We start from the raw sequence: 18,324 nt of genomic DNA, 5'->3' as shown, positions 1-18,324 counted from the left end.
ACTTTTTAGCGACGGCGGCGCGGCGACGGTTTTTTCCCGCTCAGGGCAGGGCTGGCTTTCGGCAGCTCGCCTTCCGGCATCGCAGGCTGTTCAATGGGAAACACCGGCAGCGCCCCCAGCAGGCGCGAACCGTAGCTTTTACTCAGTAACCGCCGATCGTAAATAACAATTTCGCCAAAGCAGGCGTGACTGCGGATCAGCCGCCCAACCTGCTGTATCAGGTTAAACGAGGCGCTCGGCAGGCTTTGTACTTCAAACGGATAGCGCCTGAGGCTTTTCAGCCATTCACCCTCGGTTAAAATAACCGGGCTGTCGACCGGCGGAAAAGCAATTTTATGAATATGCACCTGTGACAACAGGTCGCCTTTTAAATCCAGCCCTTCGGCAAAAGATTGCAGGCCGACCAGAATACTGGTTTCGCCCTGCTCCACCCGCTTGCGATGCAGCGCCACCAGCGCCGGGCGCGGCCTGTCGCCCTGCACCAGCATCATCAGCCGCAGTTCCGGCAGAAACGCCAGGAACTGCTGCATCGCGCGGCCGCTGGCGAACAGCACCAGCAGTCCTTTGTGCTTCGCCTCTTTGATCTGCTGGCGAAAAAAATGCGCCATCTCAGCCAGATGCTGTGCCTCAGTCGCCAGCGTCGGCTCATTGCGCATCAGCGGGATCAACAGTTTTCCCTGTTGAGGATGGTTGAACGGCGAATCGAGCGCAACAAAACGATCCCCGATCTCTTCGCGCAGGCCGGACATCTCCTGTAGCCGTTGAAAGCTGTTCAGCGAACGCAGCGTTGCTGAAGTCACCACCACGTGCGGAATTTTACGCCACAGCAGCTTTTCCAACTGCTCGCTGACGCGAATTCCCGCGCAGTGAAACAGCAGATGCGCGCTGCCTTCGCGGATCTCCCGCTGTACCCACTTTGACACCGGCGCGCCGGATGCCTGCGTCATCGCCGCCAGCCGCCATAGCTTAGTGCTTGCCTCAAACCAGCCCAGCGCTTTGTTGATCTGAATAAGCGTGCGGTGCAGCCGAACCACATCAAACTGGCCCGATTTTTCACTGAGATCGTTCAGCAGCGCTTCCGCCAGACCGCGCAGCCCGTCGCTTAATTTGAACAGGCGCGCGCATATCGTCAGAATTTCATCCGGCAGCAGCCCCATCTCAAAGCGGTATTCGCCTTCGTGGTTATCTGCCGGTAGCCACTGCGTCATAAGCGTCGACAGCATCTGAAGCTGTTCGCGCACCTCTTCGCAATGAGCTTTAAGCTTATCAGGATGGCTGAGCGCAGGCGGTTTTTTCGGCCGGAACTGCGCCATGCACTGCTCCACCAGGCGGCAAAAGAGATCGAGCTGAAGCACCGTCCAGCCGGGCGTGATATCGCCGCTCATCTCCAGCGCGTCACGGGCGACATCGGGAAGATGATGTCCCTCATCGAGCACCAGCAGCAAATTTTTCGGCGGCGGCAGCACCGACTCGTTCTCCAGCGCCGCCATCACCAGCGCATGATTCGCGACCACCACGTCCGCCTGCTCGATCTCGCGCCGCGCCACGTAAAACGGGCATTCGCGAAACCAGTGGCAGTTAGCGCCCAGGCAGTTCGCCCGGTCAGTACTTAAACGCTGCCAGAGCGACTCTTCAATTGACGCGTCGCAGTGATCGCGCAGGCCATCCCACTGATGTCGGTTGAGCGATGTTTCCAGCGAGGTGCAAAGCGCGCGTTCATCTTTGCTGGCGGTCATGTCGTCATCCAGAAACAGCAGCAGATCGCCCTGCTTCTCTTCATCGGTCGCCAGCGCGGAAAGATTGCGCGGGCAGACGTAGCGACCGCGCCCAAAGGCGGCGGTGAATCGCAGGTCGGGAATGAGTTTTTTCAGCATCGGCAGGTCTTTGCTGAAAATCTGATCCTGAAGCGCCACGTTGGCGGTGCTGACCACCAGCGGCTTCTCTTCCGCACGGCTGACGGCAATGCCGGGGATCAGATAAGAGAGCGTTTTTCCCACGCCGGTGGGAGCCTCAATGGCAAGATGGCGCCCTTCTTCACCCGCGAGCGTTTTTGCCACCTCGGCGATCATCTGTCGCTGCGGCGCACGGGAGATAAAGTCGGGAATTTGCTGCTGGAGCGTTTTATACCACTCAGCAATTTGCGTTTTTAACGCGGCAGTAAGCGCCATAACAACCACTTTTGATCAGAATGGCCTGTATTTTTACACAGTACAGGGGCCGACGTCAGCCTTCTTATCACCCAGGGTTAAATTATTGCGTGGTGGGTTACACAGGCAGGTGAAGCGCCCCGACGATTTTCATCGGGGCGGGAGAGATCAGAAACGATAGCCGATGCCGATATTAACGCCGCGTGTTGTTAATCCAAACGCTTTACCCGCCTGATAGCCGACATCGATTGCCAGCGTATCCACCGGATTGAACTGCGCGCCTGCACCGTAAGCAAACGCGTTCTTTGAATCGCTATTATCATATCTGCCCTTAAATGTATTCCAGCTTACGCCGCCGTTAGCATAAAGGCTGACATAATCATTCAGCCGCCAGACCGGCCCAACCAAGAAAGAATAGCGTTCTAATTTATTCTCGTCTTTATCGCCCTGCATCCAGATAAAAGAGGCAATCACACCCGCGGGCGACGCGCTTTTTTCATAACGGTATTTCAACGCCATGCCCTGAATCTCCGTAAAGTGATTTACTTCACTCTGCGCATAGCCCAGGGTGTAGGTGTGATTGTCTGCCAGAGCAGGCATGGAGAGTGCAGCCGCCGCGGCCACAAGGAGAGTTAATGCCGTTATCTTCATGAAATCGTCCTTAATTAAATCCATTAATGCGCTATCCGCGCGATAATAAACGCAGTTTACTTCAGCATGGCTAAATGCGATGAGTAGAATACCAACCGGCAGTGTACCATTGTTGCATTTTATATTTTCGTCGAAACAGTCTGTTTGGCGTAATAATATTTAATACAGATCAAATAACTAAAAAAAAGACAGATTAATGATAATCTGTCTTTATTAACCAATAATTTTGTCGCTTAATTTATTATTTCTGGCCCGTTCTCTCTTTTCACCGTCACCGGATTAATTACGCACAACCGGTTTATCAGTCAACGGTGTTGCCGGCGATTTATCCACCCCTAAACGCCCAATAAAAGGCAGCCGCAGCGCGGGCGACTTCACGTCCACGCCCAGGTTCAGGCTCAGCAGGTTCAGCTCAATGCCCTCTTCAATACCCAGGGTCACGCCCGCTATGCCAAACAGGGAGAGCTGTACGCCGCGTCCGGACGGCGGCAGCCCAACGGGGCGCGTCAGGGGCCGGAAATCTTTACCAATAGCGTTCGCAGGCATATCCAGCTTCAGCGCAGGCACTTCCCGACCAATGTGGGCCAGAAACGTATTGCTGTTCGGCCCCGGCCAGACGCGATAGGTGTGCGGCCACGGATAGCTTTTTATCGCCGCCTCAATGTGCGGGATCATCGCTTCGGCAGCGCTGCCGCGGTGTTCCAGCAGCAGGCCCGGACGCGCGCCAAACCAGTAGCCATCCGGCAGCGCGTAGTTTCGCCGCACAACGTTGTTGCTGCCCCAACTGATCACTTCATAGCGGCTGAAGCGCGTTTCTCCGGCTCTTTTGAAGATGATCCACGGATGTACCGCGAACAGGCCGCGCCAGCCGAACGTGGTGGCCGTATAAACCTGCACAATCGCGGTATCTTTTAACGCGACGGGATCGGGCGCGATGCCGGCAGAGTCGCGTCGGGCCGTGGCCCAGTCGCCGCCGGTAATTTTGACGCCGCTGTGGGTAGCTTTTACATAACTCTGCCCGAAGGAGAGCAGGAGAATACAGATAAAAGCAAGGCTACATACTTTCAGACAGACCATAGTTCCGTTTTCCGCGCGCTGTAGCGGGCAAAGAGGTGATGACAACCGGGTGACGTGGAGAAGATTGTGTGAAATACGTTCGAAAGACCTTACTGAAAGCGGCGCAAACCTTCAACCTCTTTTCCGGGGCGCGGCATTATTGGTAAAAAGAAGGAGCCCTGAGGCTCCGTGGTGGCCTCAGAAACGATAGCCTACGCCAAGGTTGAAACCGTGGCTGGATGAATCAAAAATATCACCGCCCTGGTAACCGACATCAATGGCGATATTATGAGTCACATCGAACTGCGCGCCAGCACCCCAGGCAAAAGCGGATTTGCTCTCAGATCCATAGCTGCCAAAGGTGGCACGGCTCCAGCTGACGCCGCCGGTGGCATACAGACTGAACAGATCGTTAAGGCGCCAGGCCGGGCCGAGCATTAATGCGTAGTGCCTTACGTTAACGTTGCTTTTTTCGCCCGACAGCCAGTTAAACGAGCCAATCAATCCCACCGCTGAGGCGTTGCCCTCGTAGCGATACTTCGCGCTGATGCCGCTGATATCTTTAAAATCTTCCACTTCACTCTGCGCATAACCCAGAGAAATAGTCTGGCTTTCAGCAGATACCGGCATTGAAAACAGGACGCCAGACATCATCATCCCGGCAATAATTAACTTTTTCATCACATCTTCCTTAATGAGAACTGAGAGTGCTTCCTGAAGCGCAACGGATGGCACCCTTCGCTGCCCGACAGGTTCATTTTACAAAACGGTACGGCGGCAGGCCGCCGCGCGCGGTGATTATATCCACTGAGGTGTGAGACGCATGTCGTAAAATGTCGATATTATCTGCGGGGAATGGGAGAAAGGTGACGTTCCGCTTTGCGGAAGAAAGAGATTTTTCATTTTGCCTGAAGGGGAATATTGACGAATAATACGATTTGCGATGTGATGCTGCATGCCCGCTCAGGCAGCTTTACGGATGATGAGAAAAGTCCGCTACTGGAAAGACACTTCCCGGACAGCCTGGAATGGATATCTGCATCTGTCCGCATGTACAATTTTGACCATTTCTGTCGTACAGGCTAAGTTGTACAACCAAAAAAATCTTGTACAGAAATGAAGAGTCCGCTAGGGTTAGTGTAGCTGATTAGTTTAAGAGAGAATGAATGGCAATTTACAGTATTGGTGACGTCGCCGAGCGATGCGGGATTAACCCCGTTACGCTTCGCGCATGGCAACGTCGCTACGGCTTATTGAAACCTCAACGGACCGAGGGAGGTCATCGTCAGTTTGATGATGAGGATATCCAGCGCATTGAAGAAATTAAACGCTGGATAGGCAGCGGCGTACCGGTAGGTAAAGTTAAGGCGCTTCTTGAAGGTGAAAACGTCAGCGTCCATGACGGCTGGACTACGCTTCAGGAAGAGATCATGAAAGTGCTGCGTCAGGTTAAGCCGTCGCGCATCAGAACAAAAATCGCCACAATGGGCCGGGAGCATCCCGCCAGCGATCTGATCGATCACGTTTATTTACCGGTCAGGCAGCGCTTAGGACTCGATCAGACCACCGCTCGCGCGATGTGCAGCCTCCTTGACGGCGCACTGATAGATTATGCGGCATTCTGCTTAACCGGATCGCGTAAAAAAGAGGGTAAAGACGCGCTGCTGATGGGCTGGGCAATCGACGATCGCACGCGCTTATGGCTGGAGGCCTGGCGCCTTTCTCAGCAGGGCTGGCGTATTGACGTGCTGGCGGAGCCATTAGAACTGCCGCGTCCTGAGCTTTTCCCCGGTCAGCAGATCTTCGTCTTTACCGGCAAACCGCTCTCCCGACGTCAGCAGGAACAGATGACGCACTGGCGCGAACAGGGTTATCCGGTCACCTATACCGGCCCACAGTATCCCCCTTCGAACTGAGCGCCCTGTGCAGGACAGCCCGTGAGTGGACGCGGGCAGAGAGATGGCCTGGCGCAAACGTATGCGATATACTACGCTCTTCCCCGCTTACGACGAACAGGCAACGGCATGAACGTGCAAAAATTCAGCGTAGTTATCCTTTTTCTGCTGATGGCCCTTGGCGGCATCGGCGGCGTGATGCTGATGGGTTACTCCATTATTATCCACTCTTAAAACGCTTCTGAAGGCGCTCGAAAAGCCGGTCGGTAACAATAGCCAGCAGCGCCACCAGGCAGGCTCCCTGAATCACATACGCGGTGTTAAAGCCGCTCAGGCCGATAATCACCGGCGATCCCAGCGTTTTTGCTCCGACGGTCGAGGCAATCGCTGCCGTGCCGATATTAATGATCACCGAGGTGCGCACGCCGGCAAGGATCACCGGCGCGGCCAGCGGCAGCTCAACCTTCGTCAGGATCTGCCAGCCATTCATCCCCACGCCTTCGGCAATCTCCTTCGCGCTGGCCGGCACCGCGCCGAGTCCGGCCAGCGTGCCTTGCAGGATCGGCAGCAGCCCGTAAAGCAGTAACGCAATAATGGCGGGTTCTTCGCCAAAACCCATAACCGGAACGGCAACGGCCAGCACCGCGACGGGCGGAAAAGTCTGCCCGGCCGCCACCAGCGTTTCCACCAGCGAGCGAAACTCGCGCCCGGCGCGGCGGGTCACCATAATACCCGCGCCCATGCCGATAACAATGGCAAACAGGCTCGACAACGCCACCAGCCGGATATGCGCCAGCGCCAGTTGCATAAAGCTGTCCTGCTGATAAAGCGGGCGGGCCAGCTCGGGAAACCAGTGGGCGAACAGCGGTTCGCTCCAGGGCATCGCTAATAACAATGCGAAAAACAGCAGGATCAGCCACAGTAGCGGATCGCGTAATATGCGCATGATCTAATTCCCCCGCTGCCGCAGCAGATCGGCAAAGTGCAGCACGCCCAGCGGCTTTTGCTGCGCGTCGAGCACCGCCAGACGATCGGTCTGCCTGGCGATAAACTGCGACAGCGCTTCACGCAGCGTCATGCTTTCCGGGATCGCCTCCTCCTCAATCCATTCGCCGCGTCGGGCGGCCGCGCCTGCATTGCCGAGCGCAAGCAGCCGCACGCCCAGTTCGCTGCGCCCGAAGAAATCACGCACGAAGTCATTCTTCGGCCGGGTAAGCATCTCATACGGCGTGCCCTGCTGGATCACCTGACCGCCGTCCATCAGCACCAGCCTGTCTGCCAGCGCCAGCGCCTCGTCAATATCGTGGGTCACCAACACAATGGTTCGGCCCAGCAGTTGGTGAATACGCACAATCTCCTGCTGAAGCGCGCCGCGCGTCACCGGATCGAGCGCGCCAAACGGCTCATCCATCAGCAGCACCTCCGGGTCGGCGGCCAGCGCACGCGCCACGCCTACGCGCTGCTGCTGACCACCGGAAAGCTGATGCGGATAGCGATGGCGAAAGCGCTCGTCGAGGTTCAGCAATGCGAGCAGTTCACCGATCCGCGCTGAAATTTTGCCCTTCGGCCAGTTGAGCAGCGCGGGCACGGTGGCAATATTTTTTTCGACCGTCCAGTGAGGAAACAAGCCAATTGACTGAATGGCGTAGCCCATGCGCCGACGCAGCACCTGCGGATTAAAGCTGCGGATCTCTTCACCGGCAAACTGAATGGTGCCTTCATCATGCTCTATCAGGCGGTTGATCATTTTCAGCGTGGTGGACTTTCCGGAGCCTGAGGTGCCGATCAGCACGGTGAACTCGCCTTTGGCAATATTCAGCGAGAGATCGCTGACGGCGGCCTTGCCCGCAAAGTGTTTGCTCACGTTGTTAAAGTTAATCATTGGCGCTCCGCCTCGATCACAGAAATGAGAAATTTGAACAGTGCGTCGATGATGACCGCCAGCGCAATAACCGGGATGACGCCGAGCAGCACCAACTCCAGCGCGCTGCTTAGCAACCCCTGGAAAATGATGGCGCCGAAGCCGCCAGCGCCAATCAGCGCGGCAATCACCGCCATGCCGACGGTTTGCACTGAGATCACCCGCAGGCCCGAAAGCAGTACCGGCAGCGCCAGCGGCACCTCGGCATGCCAGAAGATCTGAGCTGGCGTCATGCCCATGCCCACCGCCGTTTCGGTCACGTCTTTCGGCACCTGTTGCAGGCCGGCCACCACACTTCGCACCAGCGGTAGCAGCGCGTAGAGCACCAGCGCAATCAGCGCGGGCGCCATGCCGATGCCGCTGACGCCAATTTTCGATAACGCCGGGAAGCTTTTCGCCAGCCCGGCCAGCGGGGCAATCAGCAGGCCGAACAGCGCAATGGACGGTACGGTTTGGATAACGTTAAGCACGGCAAAGACCGGCGACTGCACGGAGGCCCTGCGCGCGCACAGCCAGCCGAGCGGAATACCGATGACCAGCGTTGGAATAAGCGTTCCCACCAGCAGCAGCAGATGTCGCGTCAGCGCCTGATCGAACACCTCCTGGCGGTTGGCGTACTCTTTCAGTAAGGCCAACTGATCGAGCGTGCCGCTCAGCAGCAGAAAGATAACCGGCAGCCAGATCTGCCCGTTAAGCAGTAATTGCCACAGCGGTTTCGCCGTCAGGCGCGAAACCGCATCCGCCGCGATCAGCAGGCAGAGCGCCGACGCCAGCCAGAAGCCGCTGCCGAAGGACGTCCGTGCCAGCGGGCTGCCCGTCTGCGCCAGCCGCGTGGCTTCCATGCCGCTTTGCATCAGCAGCAGAATGAATAACAGTTCGCTGAGCAGCAGCGTCAGGATCAATACCCGTGCCGAACCACGAAAAAAAGCAAGCAGCAGCAAAGCCGGAGCGGGAAGCAGGATCGCCCAGCTTATGCCATGCAGCGCCTGAAACAGCGAAAGCGGCTGGCCGGAGACCAGGCGATTCGGCGCGTAATTCAGGAAAGGGAGTGCGGTTGCCGCCGCCATCAGCAGCACGGCCAGCGTCAGCAACACGCGGTTTGAGAGAGTATGGCGCAAAATTTCTCCGCAGAAATAACAGGCCGGCTACCCGGCCTTTGGCTCAGAGCAGGTGCTTCTGCTGCAAATAGTCTGCGGCCACTTTTTTGGCGTCCTGACCATCAACGGCGATTTTTGCGTTCAGCGCCTGAAGCGTTTTTTCATCCAGCGATTCGAAAACCGGCTTCAGCCATTCGGCAATTTTCGGGTTGGCTTTTAACACTGACTCGCGGATCACCGGCGCGGGCGCATAGATCGGCTGCACGTGTTTTGGATCGCTGAGCGTTTGCAGGCCAAGCGCGGCGACCGGGCCGTCCGTGCCGTAGGCCATCGCGGCGTTCACGCCGGAGGTCTGCTGCGCCGCCGCTTTGATGGTGACCGCCGTGTCTCCGCCCGCCAGCGACAGCAGCTGATCCTGCTTCAGGGTGAAGCCATAGGCTTTCTGGAAGGCAGGCAGCGCGTCCGGGCGCTCAATGAATTCAGCCGACGCGGCCAGTTTGAATTCTCCGCCCTTTTTCAGCCACGCGCTCAGATCCTCCAGCGAGTTAAGCTTGTTTTTCTGCGCCAGATCGCTGCGAACCGCAATGGTCCAGGTATTGTTGGCCGGGGCGGGCGTCAGCCAGGTGAGCTGATTTTTATCCTGATCTAACTTTTTCACCTTTTCGTAGCCCGCTTTAGCATCTTTCCAGGCCGCGTCGTGCTCATCATTAAAGAAGAACGCGCCGTTGCCGGTATATTCAGGGTAGATATCCAGCTCGCCTGCGGTAATGGCGCCGCGTACGACCTGGGTCGTGCCGAGCTGGACTTTATTAATGGTTTTCACGCCGTGTTTATCCAGTACTTGCAGGATAATATTCCCTAATAACGATCCTTCCGTATCAATTTTTGAGCCCACTTTTACCGGTTCAGCCGCTTTCGCCGTGCCCGCCAGCGCCAGTAACACCGCCAACGCCAACCCGCCGATACGCCCTGCTTTGTTCGCCATTTTCTTTTCCTTTTTTTCAGAATAATTAAAAGCGTAGCCTAATTCATCGCCAGGTAAAATCAGACGGACCAAAACCCTGAAGCGCTAAGATCAAGAGGAACCCGTTATCACGATAATTTCAACGTTTAATCGGTTGTAACTTATAACCAGCTGGAATTTAACTCTGCATAAGCGCGGCGTATTCTTGACGCTACTTCTAAAAAATGAACATCACATTATGACCGATCTCACTTCTTCGGCGCACGTCGCCACCGCAGGTACGGCGCCGTCCGGCGAATCGGTAACGATTCGCCGGGCCGCTGACGTCTCCCGGCTCGTCAATACCAGCACCCAGGCGCGCAGTAACGCGCGGATTGTCATCGGCATCGCGCTGGGCGGTGTTTTTCTCGACGCGTACGATCTCGGCGCGCTGGCCTTTGGCATGAAGGACGTGACGCGCGAGTTTGGTCTGTCGCCCGGCGGCGCAGGGATGGTGGCATCCGCCATTGCTTTCGGCGCGATCGTCGGCGCGCTGATTGGCGGTTACCTGACGGACAAAATTGGCCGCTACCGGGTTTTCATGGCCGATATGTTCTTCTTCGTGGTTGCCGCGATTGCCTGCGCGCTGGCCCCAAATGAGTATGTGCTGGCGGGCGCCCGTTTCGTGATGGGCCTTGGCGTGGGCATCGACCTGCCCGTGGCGATGGCGTTTCTGGCGGAGTTTTCAAAACTGAAGGGGCGTGGTAATAAGGCATCAAGTATCGCCATGTGGTGCCCCACCTGGTACGCGGCGATCTCCGTCTCCTATCTGCTGGTACTGTTTTTCTACGCCGTGCTGCCGGATGAGCACGCAGGCTGGCTGTGGCGCATCATTCTTGGCTTTGGTGCGGTGCCTGCGCTGCTGATCATCGCCATTCGCAGCCGCTATATGAGCGAGTCGCCGGTGTGGGCGGCGAATCAGGGCAACCTGCACGGCGCGGCGGCGATCCTGTGCAGTTCTTACGGTATCAATGCCCACGTCGCCGACGACGCCGACCTGACGCCCGCTGCGCCAACGCGGCGTGCGGGCTGGCGCAACTACGGCGAGCTGCTGAAAGGCGTGTACCTGCGGCGCACCATTCTGGCCACCGTTACGGCCGTGGCTTCCGCATTCGCCTATAACGCGGTGGCCTTTGGCCTGCCGGTTATTCTCTCCAGCTTTCTTGCGCAGTCGATGCTGAGCACCATTCTGGTTTCGCTGGCGCTTAATCTGCTGTTCGCCTTTACCGGCGGCCTGCTGGCCGTCCGGCTGGTGCCGCGCTTCGGCGCGTGGAAAATGACCGTGCTCGGTTACGTCTGTCAGTTTGCGGCGCTGCTCGGCCTGGCGCTGATCGGCAAGCCGGACAGCGGCGCAGAAGCGGCGATCTCCATCGCCATGCTGGCGCTGTTTTTACTTGGCCAGGGTTTCGGACCGGGTTCGCACACCATGACATTCGCCTCGCTCAGCTACCCGACGTCGCTGCGCGGCGTCGGCGTCGGCTTTAACCAGACGCTGATGCGCGGAAGCTCAACGGTGTCGCTGTTTACCTTTCCGCTGCTGTCGGCGGCGTTGAGTACCGATGTGTTCTGGGTGATTGCCCTGGCGCCGCTGGCCGGGCTGGTAGCGCTGCTGGCGATTCGCTGGGAGCCGTCAGGTTATGACGTAGACGCGGAAGATTTTGCGCCGTAAACATCAGGCGAAAAAAAGGCAGCATGACGCTGCCTGAGACCATCGTCGGGGAGCCCGCTGCTCCCCGACCCGCGCGTTACAGTTTAAAGCCGCCAACGACCTGCGCCAGCCGGACGCTCTGCTCATCCATCGCCTGTGCCGCCGAGGAGACCTGCTCAACCAGTGAGGCGTTTTGCTGCGTGGTGCTGTCAAGCTGGTTGATGGCGGTATTCACCTGATCGATACCGATACTCTGCTCGCGGCTGGCGGACATGATTTCCGCCATCAGCGTGGTCACGTTGCTGACGCCGCTCATCAGTTCATCCATGGTGTTACCTGCTTCATTCACCAGATGACTGCCCTTATCGATATTGGCGACGGACTCTTCAATCAGCTTTTTGATCTCCCGCGCCGAGTTTGCGGAACGCTGCGCAAGGTTACGCACCTCCGACGCCACGACGGCGAACCCTCTGCCCTGCTCGCCAGCGCGGGCGGCTTCAACCGCCGCGTTCAGCGCCAGAATATTGGTCTGGAAAGCGATGCTGTCGATGACGCTGATAATATCGACCACCTTGCGGGAGGAAGCGTTGATTTCGCCCATGGTGCTGACCACCTGCTTCACCACGTTCGAGCCGCGATTTGCCACCTGCGACGCATCGCCCGCCAGCTGGTTGGCGTGCGTGGCGTTGTCGGCGTTCTGACGAACGGTGCCGGTGAGTTGCTCCATCGACGCCGCCGTTTCGACGATCGCGCTGGCCTGGCTTTCTGTCCGCGCAGAGAGATCGAGGTTACCGCTGGCGATCTCCCGCGACGCAGAGGTGATCGCCGTCGCGCTGTCGCCCACCTGACGCAGCAGTTCCTGTAAATAGCCGATGAAGTTGTTAAAGCTTTGCGACACCGCATTAAATTCCGGGCTGCTGCTGGCGGGCAGACGCTGCGTCAGATCTGCGCCGCCGGAGGAGAGCGCCAGGATATTATCATTGAGACCGTTAAGCCGTTTCATCATGGCGCGGACAAAGCCAAGCAGCACCAGCAGCAGCATAATGGCCAGTGGGATCTGTACCAGGCCAAGGCGCGTTAAAATGGAGTTTGTTTGCGCGGCGAGCAGCGCGGTGGGCACGTCGCTGGCGATTAACCACGGGCTGCCGGCAATCGGCTGCACCATCAGCGTATGCTCGCCGTCATTGCCCTCGTAAGTGCTTTCTCTGCCGTCGCCTGTGCCGCTCAGCATCGCCCGCAGTGAAACCGCCATCGGATCGGACTGTTCGCTCAGATTACTCAGTTTTGGCGTTGCGTCGGCCAGAGCGGCGTCGCCAACCACTTTGCCGTCCGCTTCAACAATCAGCACCTTGCCGTGGATCGCCTCGCCCATCTCTTTGGCGAGATGATTGAAGAAACCAAGCGTAACGTCGATGGTGGTCACGCCCCATACCGCACCGTTGCGATAAATCGCCATCGCGCAGTTGGTGCGCGGCTGCGGGCTGGCCGCATCCTGATAGGCATTTGCCCAGGCACACTGCCCTTCCGGCGCGTTCTGGCCGTCTTTATACCATGACTGCTCATAGTAGTTGGGCGCGTCGGCAGAGTTCCAGAAGGTGTTGACCTGGAGCGTATTGCTGCTGTCGCGGGCAAAGAAGGTGCTGAACTTATCCTTTGCCGGATCGCGCATTTTCGGCAACGGCCAGACGCCGCCGCCAAATACGTTCACATCTTTGTACTGATTCACCAGCGCGGGCAGCACTTTATCGATATTGTCGCTATCGAGTACCGCGACGGATTCGGTAATGCTGCGCTGCTGCGCCTGAATACGGTTCATCATTTCACTGATGCGCGCGCCAATAGTCTCCACTTCATAGCGCACCAGACGGCTTTCGCTGGCGCTGAGCTGTGGCGCGACAAACATTTTGATCACCGTCACCGTGATCAGTAGCAGCAACACGAAGAAACCAACGATCAGTAGGGTAAATCTGGCCTGGGTTGTTTTTAACATAGTATAAGCCCCGATCAACTCAATCAGGCATGATTGCCTGATCGAGTTAACGGCGCAGCGGAAAATAACTTGAGAGGACGGCGTCAGATTTTCTTTATGACGCGGTGGCGCCTGGCGCTGGCGGCTCCACCACCTGCTGACGGGGAAGGAAAATATGGTGTGCGCCGTATTCCCGCAGTTTCTCGATCAACCGCAGACCGCCGTTGTCACCGGCCTCGGCAAATTCGCGCTCGGCGGCGGTGACGGGCGTCGTCCACAGCAGGTTAACCTTCTCACCGTCACGCTTCGGCAGCGCAAGCTGCCCCGCTTCGCCCGCGAGCGCCCCAGACAGTATAAAGCCGTCGAAGCCGACCGGCGCAACGGCAGATTCCAGCGTGTGCCCTTCACCTAACCAGCTGAGCCGCGCCCAGGGATAGTGCGCAAAACCCGCCAGCGCGCTGGCCATTTGTACCGCGTTCTCTTCGGTCATCACCTCTGCATCAATCGCCATCGCCAGCTCGGTGCGCCGATACTGAGGCGCCAGATCCTCGTAAAGAAAATCAACCCACGGCATCGGGCGGATGCACATACCAACGGTGAGAAAATACCAGCAGCCCTGATGAAAGTGCTGAGAGATGGCCATCGGTGGCCAGCTGCCCTGGTCTATGGTGTAGTATTTGAGCGAATCGCCATAGCGTGATTCATAGCGCTTAAGCAGTTCCCGCTGAAGCGGTTCCCAGAGGTGTCCATCGTGCCAGTCGCGCCAGAAGTGACGATGCGACTCGGCTCGGGCGTAGTAGTCATTGGTGGAGGCCGAACCGAGCGGCGCGGTAAGCCGGTTTTCCCTGATGCAGCCTGCGGAAAAGCTGACCTGTCGATTCTGATAGAGGCTCCAGCCGGGGATCACCGCCAGCAGTTGCCCCTGATACCACAGCGCGGCGCCGTCATCGGCCGGTTCCCATATCACCTGCAAACCGGCGGGGTCCAGCGCAGGTTCCGCTTCGAGCGTGCGGCAATGTTCCGCGCTTAACAGCGGCGCAATGCCCTGCTCCATCGCTTCAACGTCTTCGCGAGCCGGTGCGGGCAGCAGGTTACGCAACCAACAACCGCGCACGGCAAACTGCGTACGAAACGGTTCGGCTGGCCAGATATAAAAATAGGCGGTGCGCTCATCCTGTTCAACCGTAGCGATAAGCGTTTGCTGCTGATTAGGGAACTCAGCAATGCGGTACGACTGTGTCATAAAGCCTCGACGTGATAGGGCGGAATCCTTTTCCTGAAGTTTCCCTTAGCGTAAAGAAGGATGATATGTCACGCCATATCACGACAAGGAGAAGAGTCTCAAAACGCGCGGTGCTGGCGCCACATCGCGCCTGATCACCTTCACAACGCCTGTTTTTTGTCCTTTTCTGATTTTGGTTAAGTATTGCGCTGAAAAATTCCGTTGAGGAAAATGGCTCTGTTATGATCGCTGCCGTTCACTTTGCAGGCCATACCGCGCTTGTTTGAGAAAACACTACAGGAGTTAAGATGCGTTTCAGCACCATGTCGGACAGTGAAATTATTGCTGAACTCTGTCACCGGATTAAAGAAACTCGCATGCAGCTGGGGCTTTCGCAAATTGAGCTGGCGGAACGTTCGCGCGTAGGTATTGCCACGATCAAGCGCGTTGAATTAGGTGAATCGGTGACGCTGAGCACGCTGATAGGTCTCCTGCGTGGTCTGGAGAGCCTGCATCAGCTGGAGTCGATTTTATTTGATTCGCATATTCGCACGTTTAACGCGCAGTTCAGCAAGGATTCATGCGCGCGGATCCGGATCCGTAAAAAACAGACGCCGTTGAAAGAGCGCTGCTCTGCTTTAACAAAAGAAGAGGGAACAAAAAACGAGAGCGGCATCAATGAATGGTTTGTTTCTTCGGCGACCAGCAATCTGGTCTGGTCTTTTGGTTCAAAAGAGCCGGAAAAATAAAGGCGGCGACGTAATGAATAAAACCGCCGAAATCTCCTGAAAAAAAAGCTGATGATCGGCACGGAGCGGAGATAACCCTGGCTACTTCGCAGGGTGCGCATCATGAACCCGCCAGGCGCTACTCATTGCCCCATTGATTCAAAAACGTCGCTATCTCATCAATACGAAGCGCGTCAATGCCGGCTTCGCTGGCCATCTCTGCCTGCGCATTCTCACTGATTTCTTCATTATTCATCAGGCGGGCGATCAGTAACTGAAAATAATGGGCCAGATGTTTACGTTCTGACTCGCTCACCGGTGTTGCAGATTCCGTCGAATACTCATCCACGATGTCATAAAATTTAAGCGGTACATCTTTAGTCATAAGTCACCTCTGAAGGGTAAGTGATGGCGAGTATTTACTTCTGGTATCAGGTCGCTTGAGGAGAGGAAATATCTGTGGGCTCAACAAGGGCACCGGAGGCGATTTATCCGTTACTGACTGCGCCATAAGATAATCCAGCCTGCGGGTTGCGATTAAATGCCGCGCATAGTGTACAACATGCGCGGCGTTTTTCCTGCCAGACTTATGCCTCGCGCCAGCCCATTGACGGCGCGACGTGCTTCAGAATGGACTCGATAACGTGGACGTTGTAATCCACGCCCAGCTGATTCGGCACGGTCAGCAATAGCGTATCCGCTTCGGCAATTGCCTCATCCTGTTTCAACTGTGCGATCAGCTTGTCCGGTTCTGCGGCATAGCTGCGCCCGAAAATCGCGCGCGTTTTCTCATCCAGGAAACCGACCTTATCATTATCTTCACGGCCTGCACCAAAATACATCCGGTCACGATCGTCCATCAGGGCAAAAATACTGCGGCTGACCGAGACGCGTGGCGTACGTGTATGCCCCGCTTCCGCCCAGGCCTCGCGGTACGCCCGGATCTGTTTTGCCTGCTGAATGTGAAAAGGTTCACCTGTTTCATCGTCTTTCAGCGTGGAACTTTGCAGGTTCATGCCCAGTTTCGCGGCCCACACCGCCGTCGCATTTGAACCGGCGCCCCACCAGATACGGTCGCGCAAACCTTCAGAATGTGGCTCAGGGCGTAACAGGCCTGGCGGGTTCGGAAACATCGGCTGCGGATTGGGTTTCGCAAAGCCTTCGCCACGCAGCACGTCCAACAGCACCTCGGTGTGACGGCGCGCCATATCAGACTCGTTTTCTCCTTCGGAAGGGGCATAGCCAAAATAGCGCCAGCCATCAATCACCTGCTCCGGGGAACCGCGGCTGATCCCCAACTGTAAACGTCCACCGGCGATCAAGTCCGCTGCCCCTGCATCCTCCGCCATATACAGCGGGTTTTCATAGCGCATGTCGATAACGCCCGTGCCGATTTCAATACGGCGGGTTTTTGCGCCGATCGCGGACAGCAGAGGAAACGGCGCGCTGAGCTGTCGGGCAAAGTGATGCACCCTGAAATACGCGCCGTCCGCCCCCAATTCTTCAGCGGCAACCGCCAGGTCGATGGATTGCAGCAGCGCGTCAGCGGCCGAACGGGTTCCGGACTGCGGCGACGGCGTCCAGTGACCAAATGACAAAAATCCAATCTTTTTCATGACGTATTTATCCTGATCTCGCGGGAAATTCTCAGCAGGTTGGCAGTGTTGATGCTCAAACAAGCCTTCCCCGCCTCGTGTTATCCCTACTTTACGCGTTACCTGATGAGAATAAATATCGTTTGTTTAACATAATGCATCAAATAAATTGACCGAGTGAGCTCCCGGACTATCAAACACTGGAATCGGTCAGCGTAGCCCTTACGTGAGGCAGGCTCTGCGGATAATTTTGCTGAATAAATTCAATCATTTTTTCCCGGACATGGCAGCGTAAATCCCAGGCGATGGGGGAATTCTGGGCAGTCATTAACAATCTGATGGTCATGGTTTTGTCATTAGCATCGGTAACCTGAAGCACCTGAGTCTGTTGATCCCACAGTTTTGTTTCACTGAGTATTTTTTCAAAATGCTTACGGAGAGGTTCTAATGGCATCGAATAATCAAGGTAAAGAAAAACAGATCCTAATATTTGTGCGTTATTACGCGTCCAGTTCTGAAAGGCATTTTCTGTAAAGTAGGTAATGGGCAAGACCAGTCGGCGCAGATCCCAGATACGCACAACAACATAGGTCAGATTTATCTCCTCAATCCAGCCCCATTCGTTTTCAACGACCACGGCATCATCGATTTTTATAGGTTGTGTAAAGGCTATCTGAATACCGGCAAACAGATTGACAAGAGACTTCTGAAGGGCAAACCCAATGATTATTCCTGCAACCCCGGCACCGGCCAGAATTGTCGTGCCAAATTTTCGAACACCAGGAAAGCTGAGTAGAATCAGAGAAAGACAGAAGGCCACCAGAATTACAATAGCGACCTTTTTGACATATATTATCTGAGTGCGAATTTTCCGCGCACGAAGGTTATTCGAGAGATTAATATCATAGCGTATAAAAAGCATATCCTGCGCAACATTAGTTAATCGAATTAATACGGAGCAAAAGGATAATATTATAAAAACATTAATAATGGTTGTAATAAACGCAAGGGAGTCTGGATGAATGTTAAAATAATTAATCCCTACGTTTATTAACATTAAGGGAATGAAAAAAAACATTGATCCACGAAGATGTTTTTCAAGCGATTTGAATAACTTCCTGTCACGATTCTGCCAGTAGCGGATGAACCTGAGAAGTATAAACCGGGCCAGGAAACCCAGTGCGAATGAGAGAGTGACGAGCAATACAGCAGGCACCCATACTGGAGCGCCAGATAACTCACCAAATATTAATGGCATTATTTTCCCTTATATTCAGCCAACAACCTGTAGTTGTCTGATAAGTCACGAAAATCCAGTAACCGTTGTCTTCACGGTTATCTGAGGTTTATATAATTAATGCACATTAGTTTATCAAAAATCTAATTAATTAA

The 18,324-nt window shown here is 55.9% G+C and carries 17 protein-coding genes; 4 read left to right on the top strand and 13 right to left on the bottom strand.

Going from position 1 to position 18,324, the window contains the following annotated elements; translation table 11 throughout:
• Positions 1-5: 5 nt before the first annotated feature.
• The 4 genes from dinG to GS12_RS06235 all read right to left on the bottom strand — a co-directional run bounded on the left by dinG (position 6) and on the right by GS12_RS06235 (position 4,535).
• Entirely contained in the window at positions 6-2,168 is a 2,163-nt protein-coding gene (gene dinG / locus GS12_RS06250) for an ATP-dependent DNA helicase DinG (RefSeq protein ID WP_034944942.1), read from the bottom strand.
• 147 nt (positions 2,169-2,315) lie between these two features.
• The gene (locus GS12_RS06245) at positions 2,316-2,798 is read right to left on the bottom strand and encodes an Ail/Lom family outer membrane beta-barrel protein (RefSeq protein ID WP_034944995.1); all 483 of its coding nucleotides are present in this window, start codon (positions 2,796-2,798) and stop codon (positions 2,316-2,318) included.
• Between the two features lie 279 nt (positions 2,799-3,077).
• Positions 3,078-3,875, bottom strand: a complete 798-nt coding sequence (locus GS12_RS06240) for a DUF3750 domain-containing protein (RefSeq protein ID WP_051937053.1) — start codon at positions 3,873-3,875, stop codon at positions 3,078-3,080.
• A gap of 177 nt (positions 3,876-4,052) precedes the next feature.
• Positions 4,053-4,535 (bottom strand): Ail/Lom family outer membrane beta-barrel protein, encoded by a 483-nt coding sequence (locus GS12_RS06235; RefSeq protein WP_034913609.1) that lies wholly within the window; start codon positions 4,533-4,535, stop codon positions 4,053-4,055.
• Positions 4,536-5,020: 485 nt separating this feature from the next.
• Between GS12_RS06235 and GS12_RS06230 the strand changes: the two genes are divergently transcribed.
• Entirely contained in the window at positions 5,021-5,770 is a 750-nt protein-coding gene (locus GS12_RS06230; protein ID WP_034913607.1) for a MerR family transcriptional regulator, read from the top strand.
• A gap of 108 nt (positions 5,771-5,878) precedes the next feature.
• Positions 5,879-5,983 (top strand): protein YohO, encoded by a 105-nt coding sequence (locus GS12_RS24240; RefSeq protein WP_034944941.1) that lies wholly within the window; start codon positions 5,879-5,881, stop codon positions 5,981-5,983.
• On the opposite strand, the gene GS12_RS06220 is transcribed toward GS12_RS24240, so the two are convergent.
• The 4 genes from GS12_RS06220 to osmF all read right to left on the bottom strand — a co-directional run bounded on the left by GS12_RS06220 (position 5,970) and on the right by osmF (position 9,752).
• Positions 5,970-6,695 (bottom strand): ABC transporter permease, encoded by a 726-nt coding sequence (locus GS12_RS06220; protein ID WP_034913605.1) that lies wholly within the window; start codon positions 6,693-6,695, stop codon positions 5,970-5,972. The genes GS12_RS24240 and GS12_RS06220 overlap by 14 nt on opposite strands.
• A gap of 3 nt (positions 6,696-6,698) precedes the next feature.
• Complete coding sequence (locus GS12_RS06215) at positions 6,699-7,631, bottom strand: ABC transporter ATP-binding protein (RefSeq protein ID WP_034944939.1); 933 nt, start codon at positions 7,629-7,631, stop codon at positions 6,699-6,701.
• Positions 7,628-8,737, bottom strand: coding sequence for an ABC transporter permease (locus tag GS12_RS06210; RefSeq protein WP_052118366.1), 1,110 nt, complete (start codon positions 8,735-8,737; stop codon positions 7,628-7,630). The genes GS12_RS06215 and GS12_RS06210 overlap by 4 nt, the downstream gene beginning before the upstream one ends.
• A gap of 94 nt (positions 8,738-8,831) precedes the next feature.
• A complete protein-coding gene (gene osmF, locus GS12_RS06205; protein WP_034944992.1) occupies positions 8,832-9,752 on the bottom strand; it encodes a glycine betaine ABC transporter substrate-binding protein OsmF in 921 nt (306 codons plus the stop codon).
• 217 nt (positions 9,753-9,969) lie between these two features.
• On the opposite strand from osmF, the gene GS12_RS06200 reads away from it, so the two are divergent.
• Positions 9,970-11,439, top strand: a complete 1,470-nt coding sequence (locus tag GS12_RS06200; RefSeq protein ID WP_034944932.1) for an MFS transporter — start codon at positions 9,970-9,972, stop codon at positions 11,437-11,439.
• Between the two features lie 76 nt (positions 11,440-11,515).
• On the opposite strand, the gene GS12_RS06195 is transcribed toward GS12_RS06200, so the two are convergent.
• Positions 11,516-13,408 (bottom strand): methyl-accepting chemotaxis protein, encoded by a 1,893-nt coding sequence (locus GS12_RS06195; RefSeq protein WP_034944930.1) that lies wholly within the window; start codon positions 13,406-13,408, stop codon positions 11,516-11,518.
• Positions 13,409-13,502: 94 nt separating this feature from the next.
• Positions 13,503-14,630, bottom strand: a complete 1,128-nt coding sequence (locus tag GS12_RS06190) for a suppressor of fused domain protein (protein ID WP_034944927.1) — start codon at positions 14,628-14,630, stop codon at positions 13,503-13,505.
• Positions 14,631-14,917: 287 nt separating this feature from the next.
• On the opposite strand from GS12_RS06190, the gene GS12_RS06185 reads away from it, so the two are divergent.
• Positions 14,918-15,358, top strand: a complete 441-nt coding sequence (locus GS12_RS06185; protein WP_034913594.1) for a helix-turn-helix domain-containing protein — start codon at positions 14,918-14,920, stop codon at positions 15,356-15,358.
• A 118-nt stretch (positions 15,359-15,476) separates the two neighbouring features.
• Here GS12_RS06185 and GS12_RS06180 read toward each other — a convergent pair whose 3' ends face one another.
• The 3 genes from GS12_RS06180 to GS12_RS06170 form a co-directional block, all read right to left on the bottom strand.
• A complete protein-coding gene (locus tag GS12_RS06180; RefSeq protein ID WP_034944925.1) occupies positions 15,477-15,722 on the bottom strand; it encodes a YmjA family protein in 246 nt (81 codons plus the stop codon).
• A gap of 202 nt (positions 15,723-15,924) precedes the next feature.
• Entirely contained in the window at positions 15,925-16,953 is a 1,029-nt protein-coding gene (locus GS12_RS06175) for an LLM class flavin-dependent oxidoreductase (protein WP_034944923.1), read from the bottom strand.
• A 172-nt stretch (positions 16,954-17,125) separates the two neighbouring features.
• Positions 17,126-18,190 carry a mechanosensitive ion channel family protein gene (locus GS12_RS06170; protein WP_034944921.1) on the bottom strand — a complete coding sequence of 355 codons (1,065 nt, stop codon included), beginning with the start codon at positions 18,188-18,190 and terminating at the stop codon, positions 17,126-17,128.
• Positions 18,191-18,324: the final 134 nt, after the last annotated feature.

The sequence above is a fragment of the Erwinia oleae genome (assembly GCF_000770305.1).
GTDB classification, from domain to species: Bacteria; Pseudomonadota; Gammaproteobacteria; order Enterobacterales; family Enterobacteriaceae; genus Erwinia; species Erwinia oleae.
Note: the sequence above shows the minus strand (reverse complement) of the source record. Positions and strands in the feature narration are given on the sequence as shown.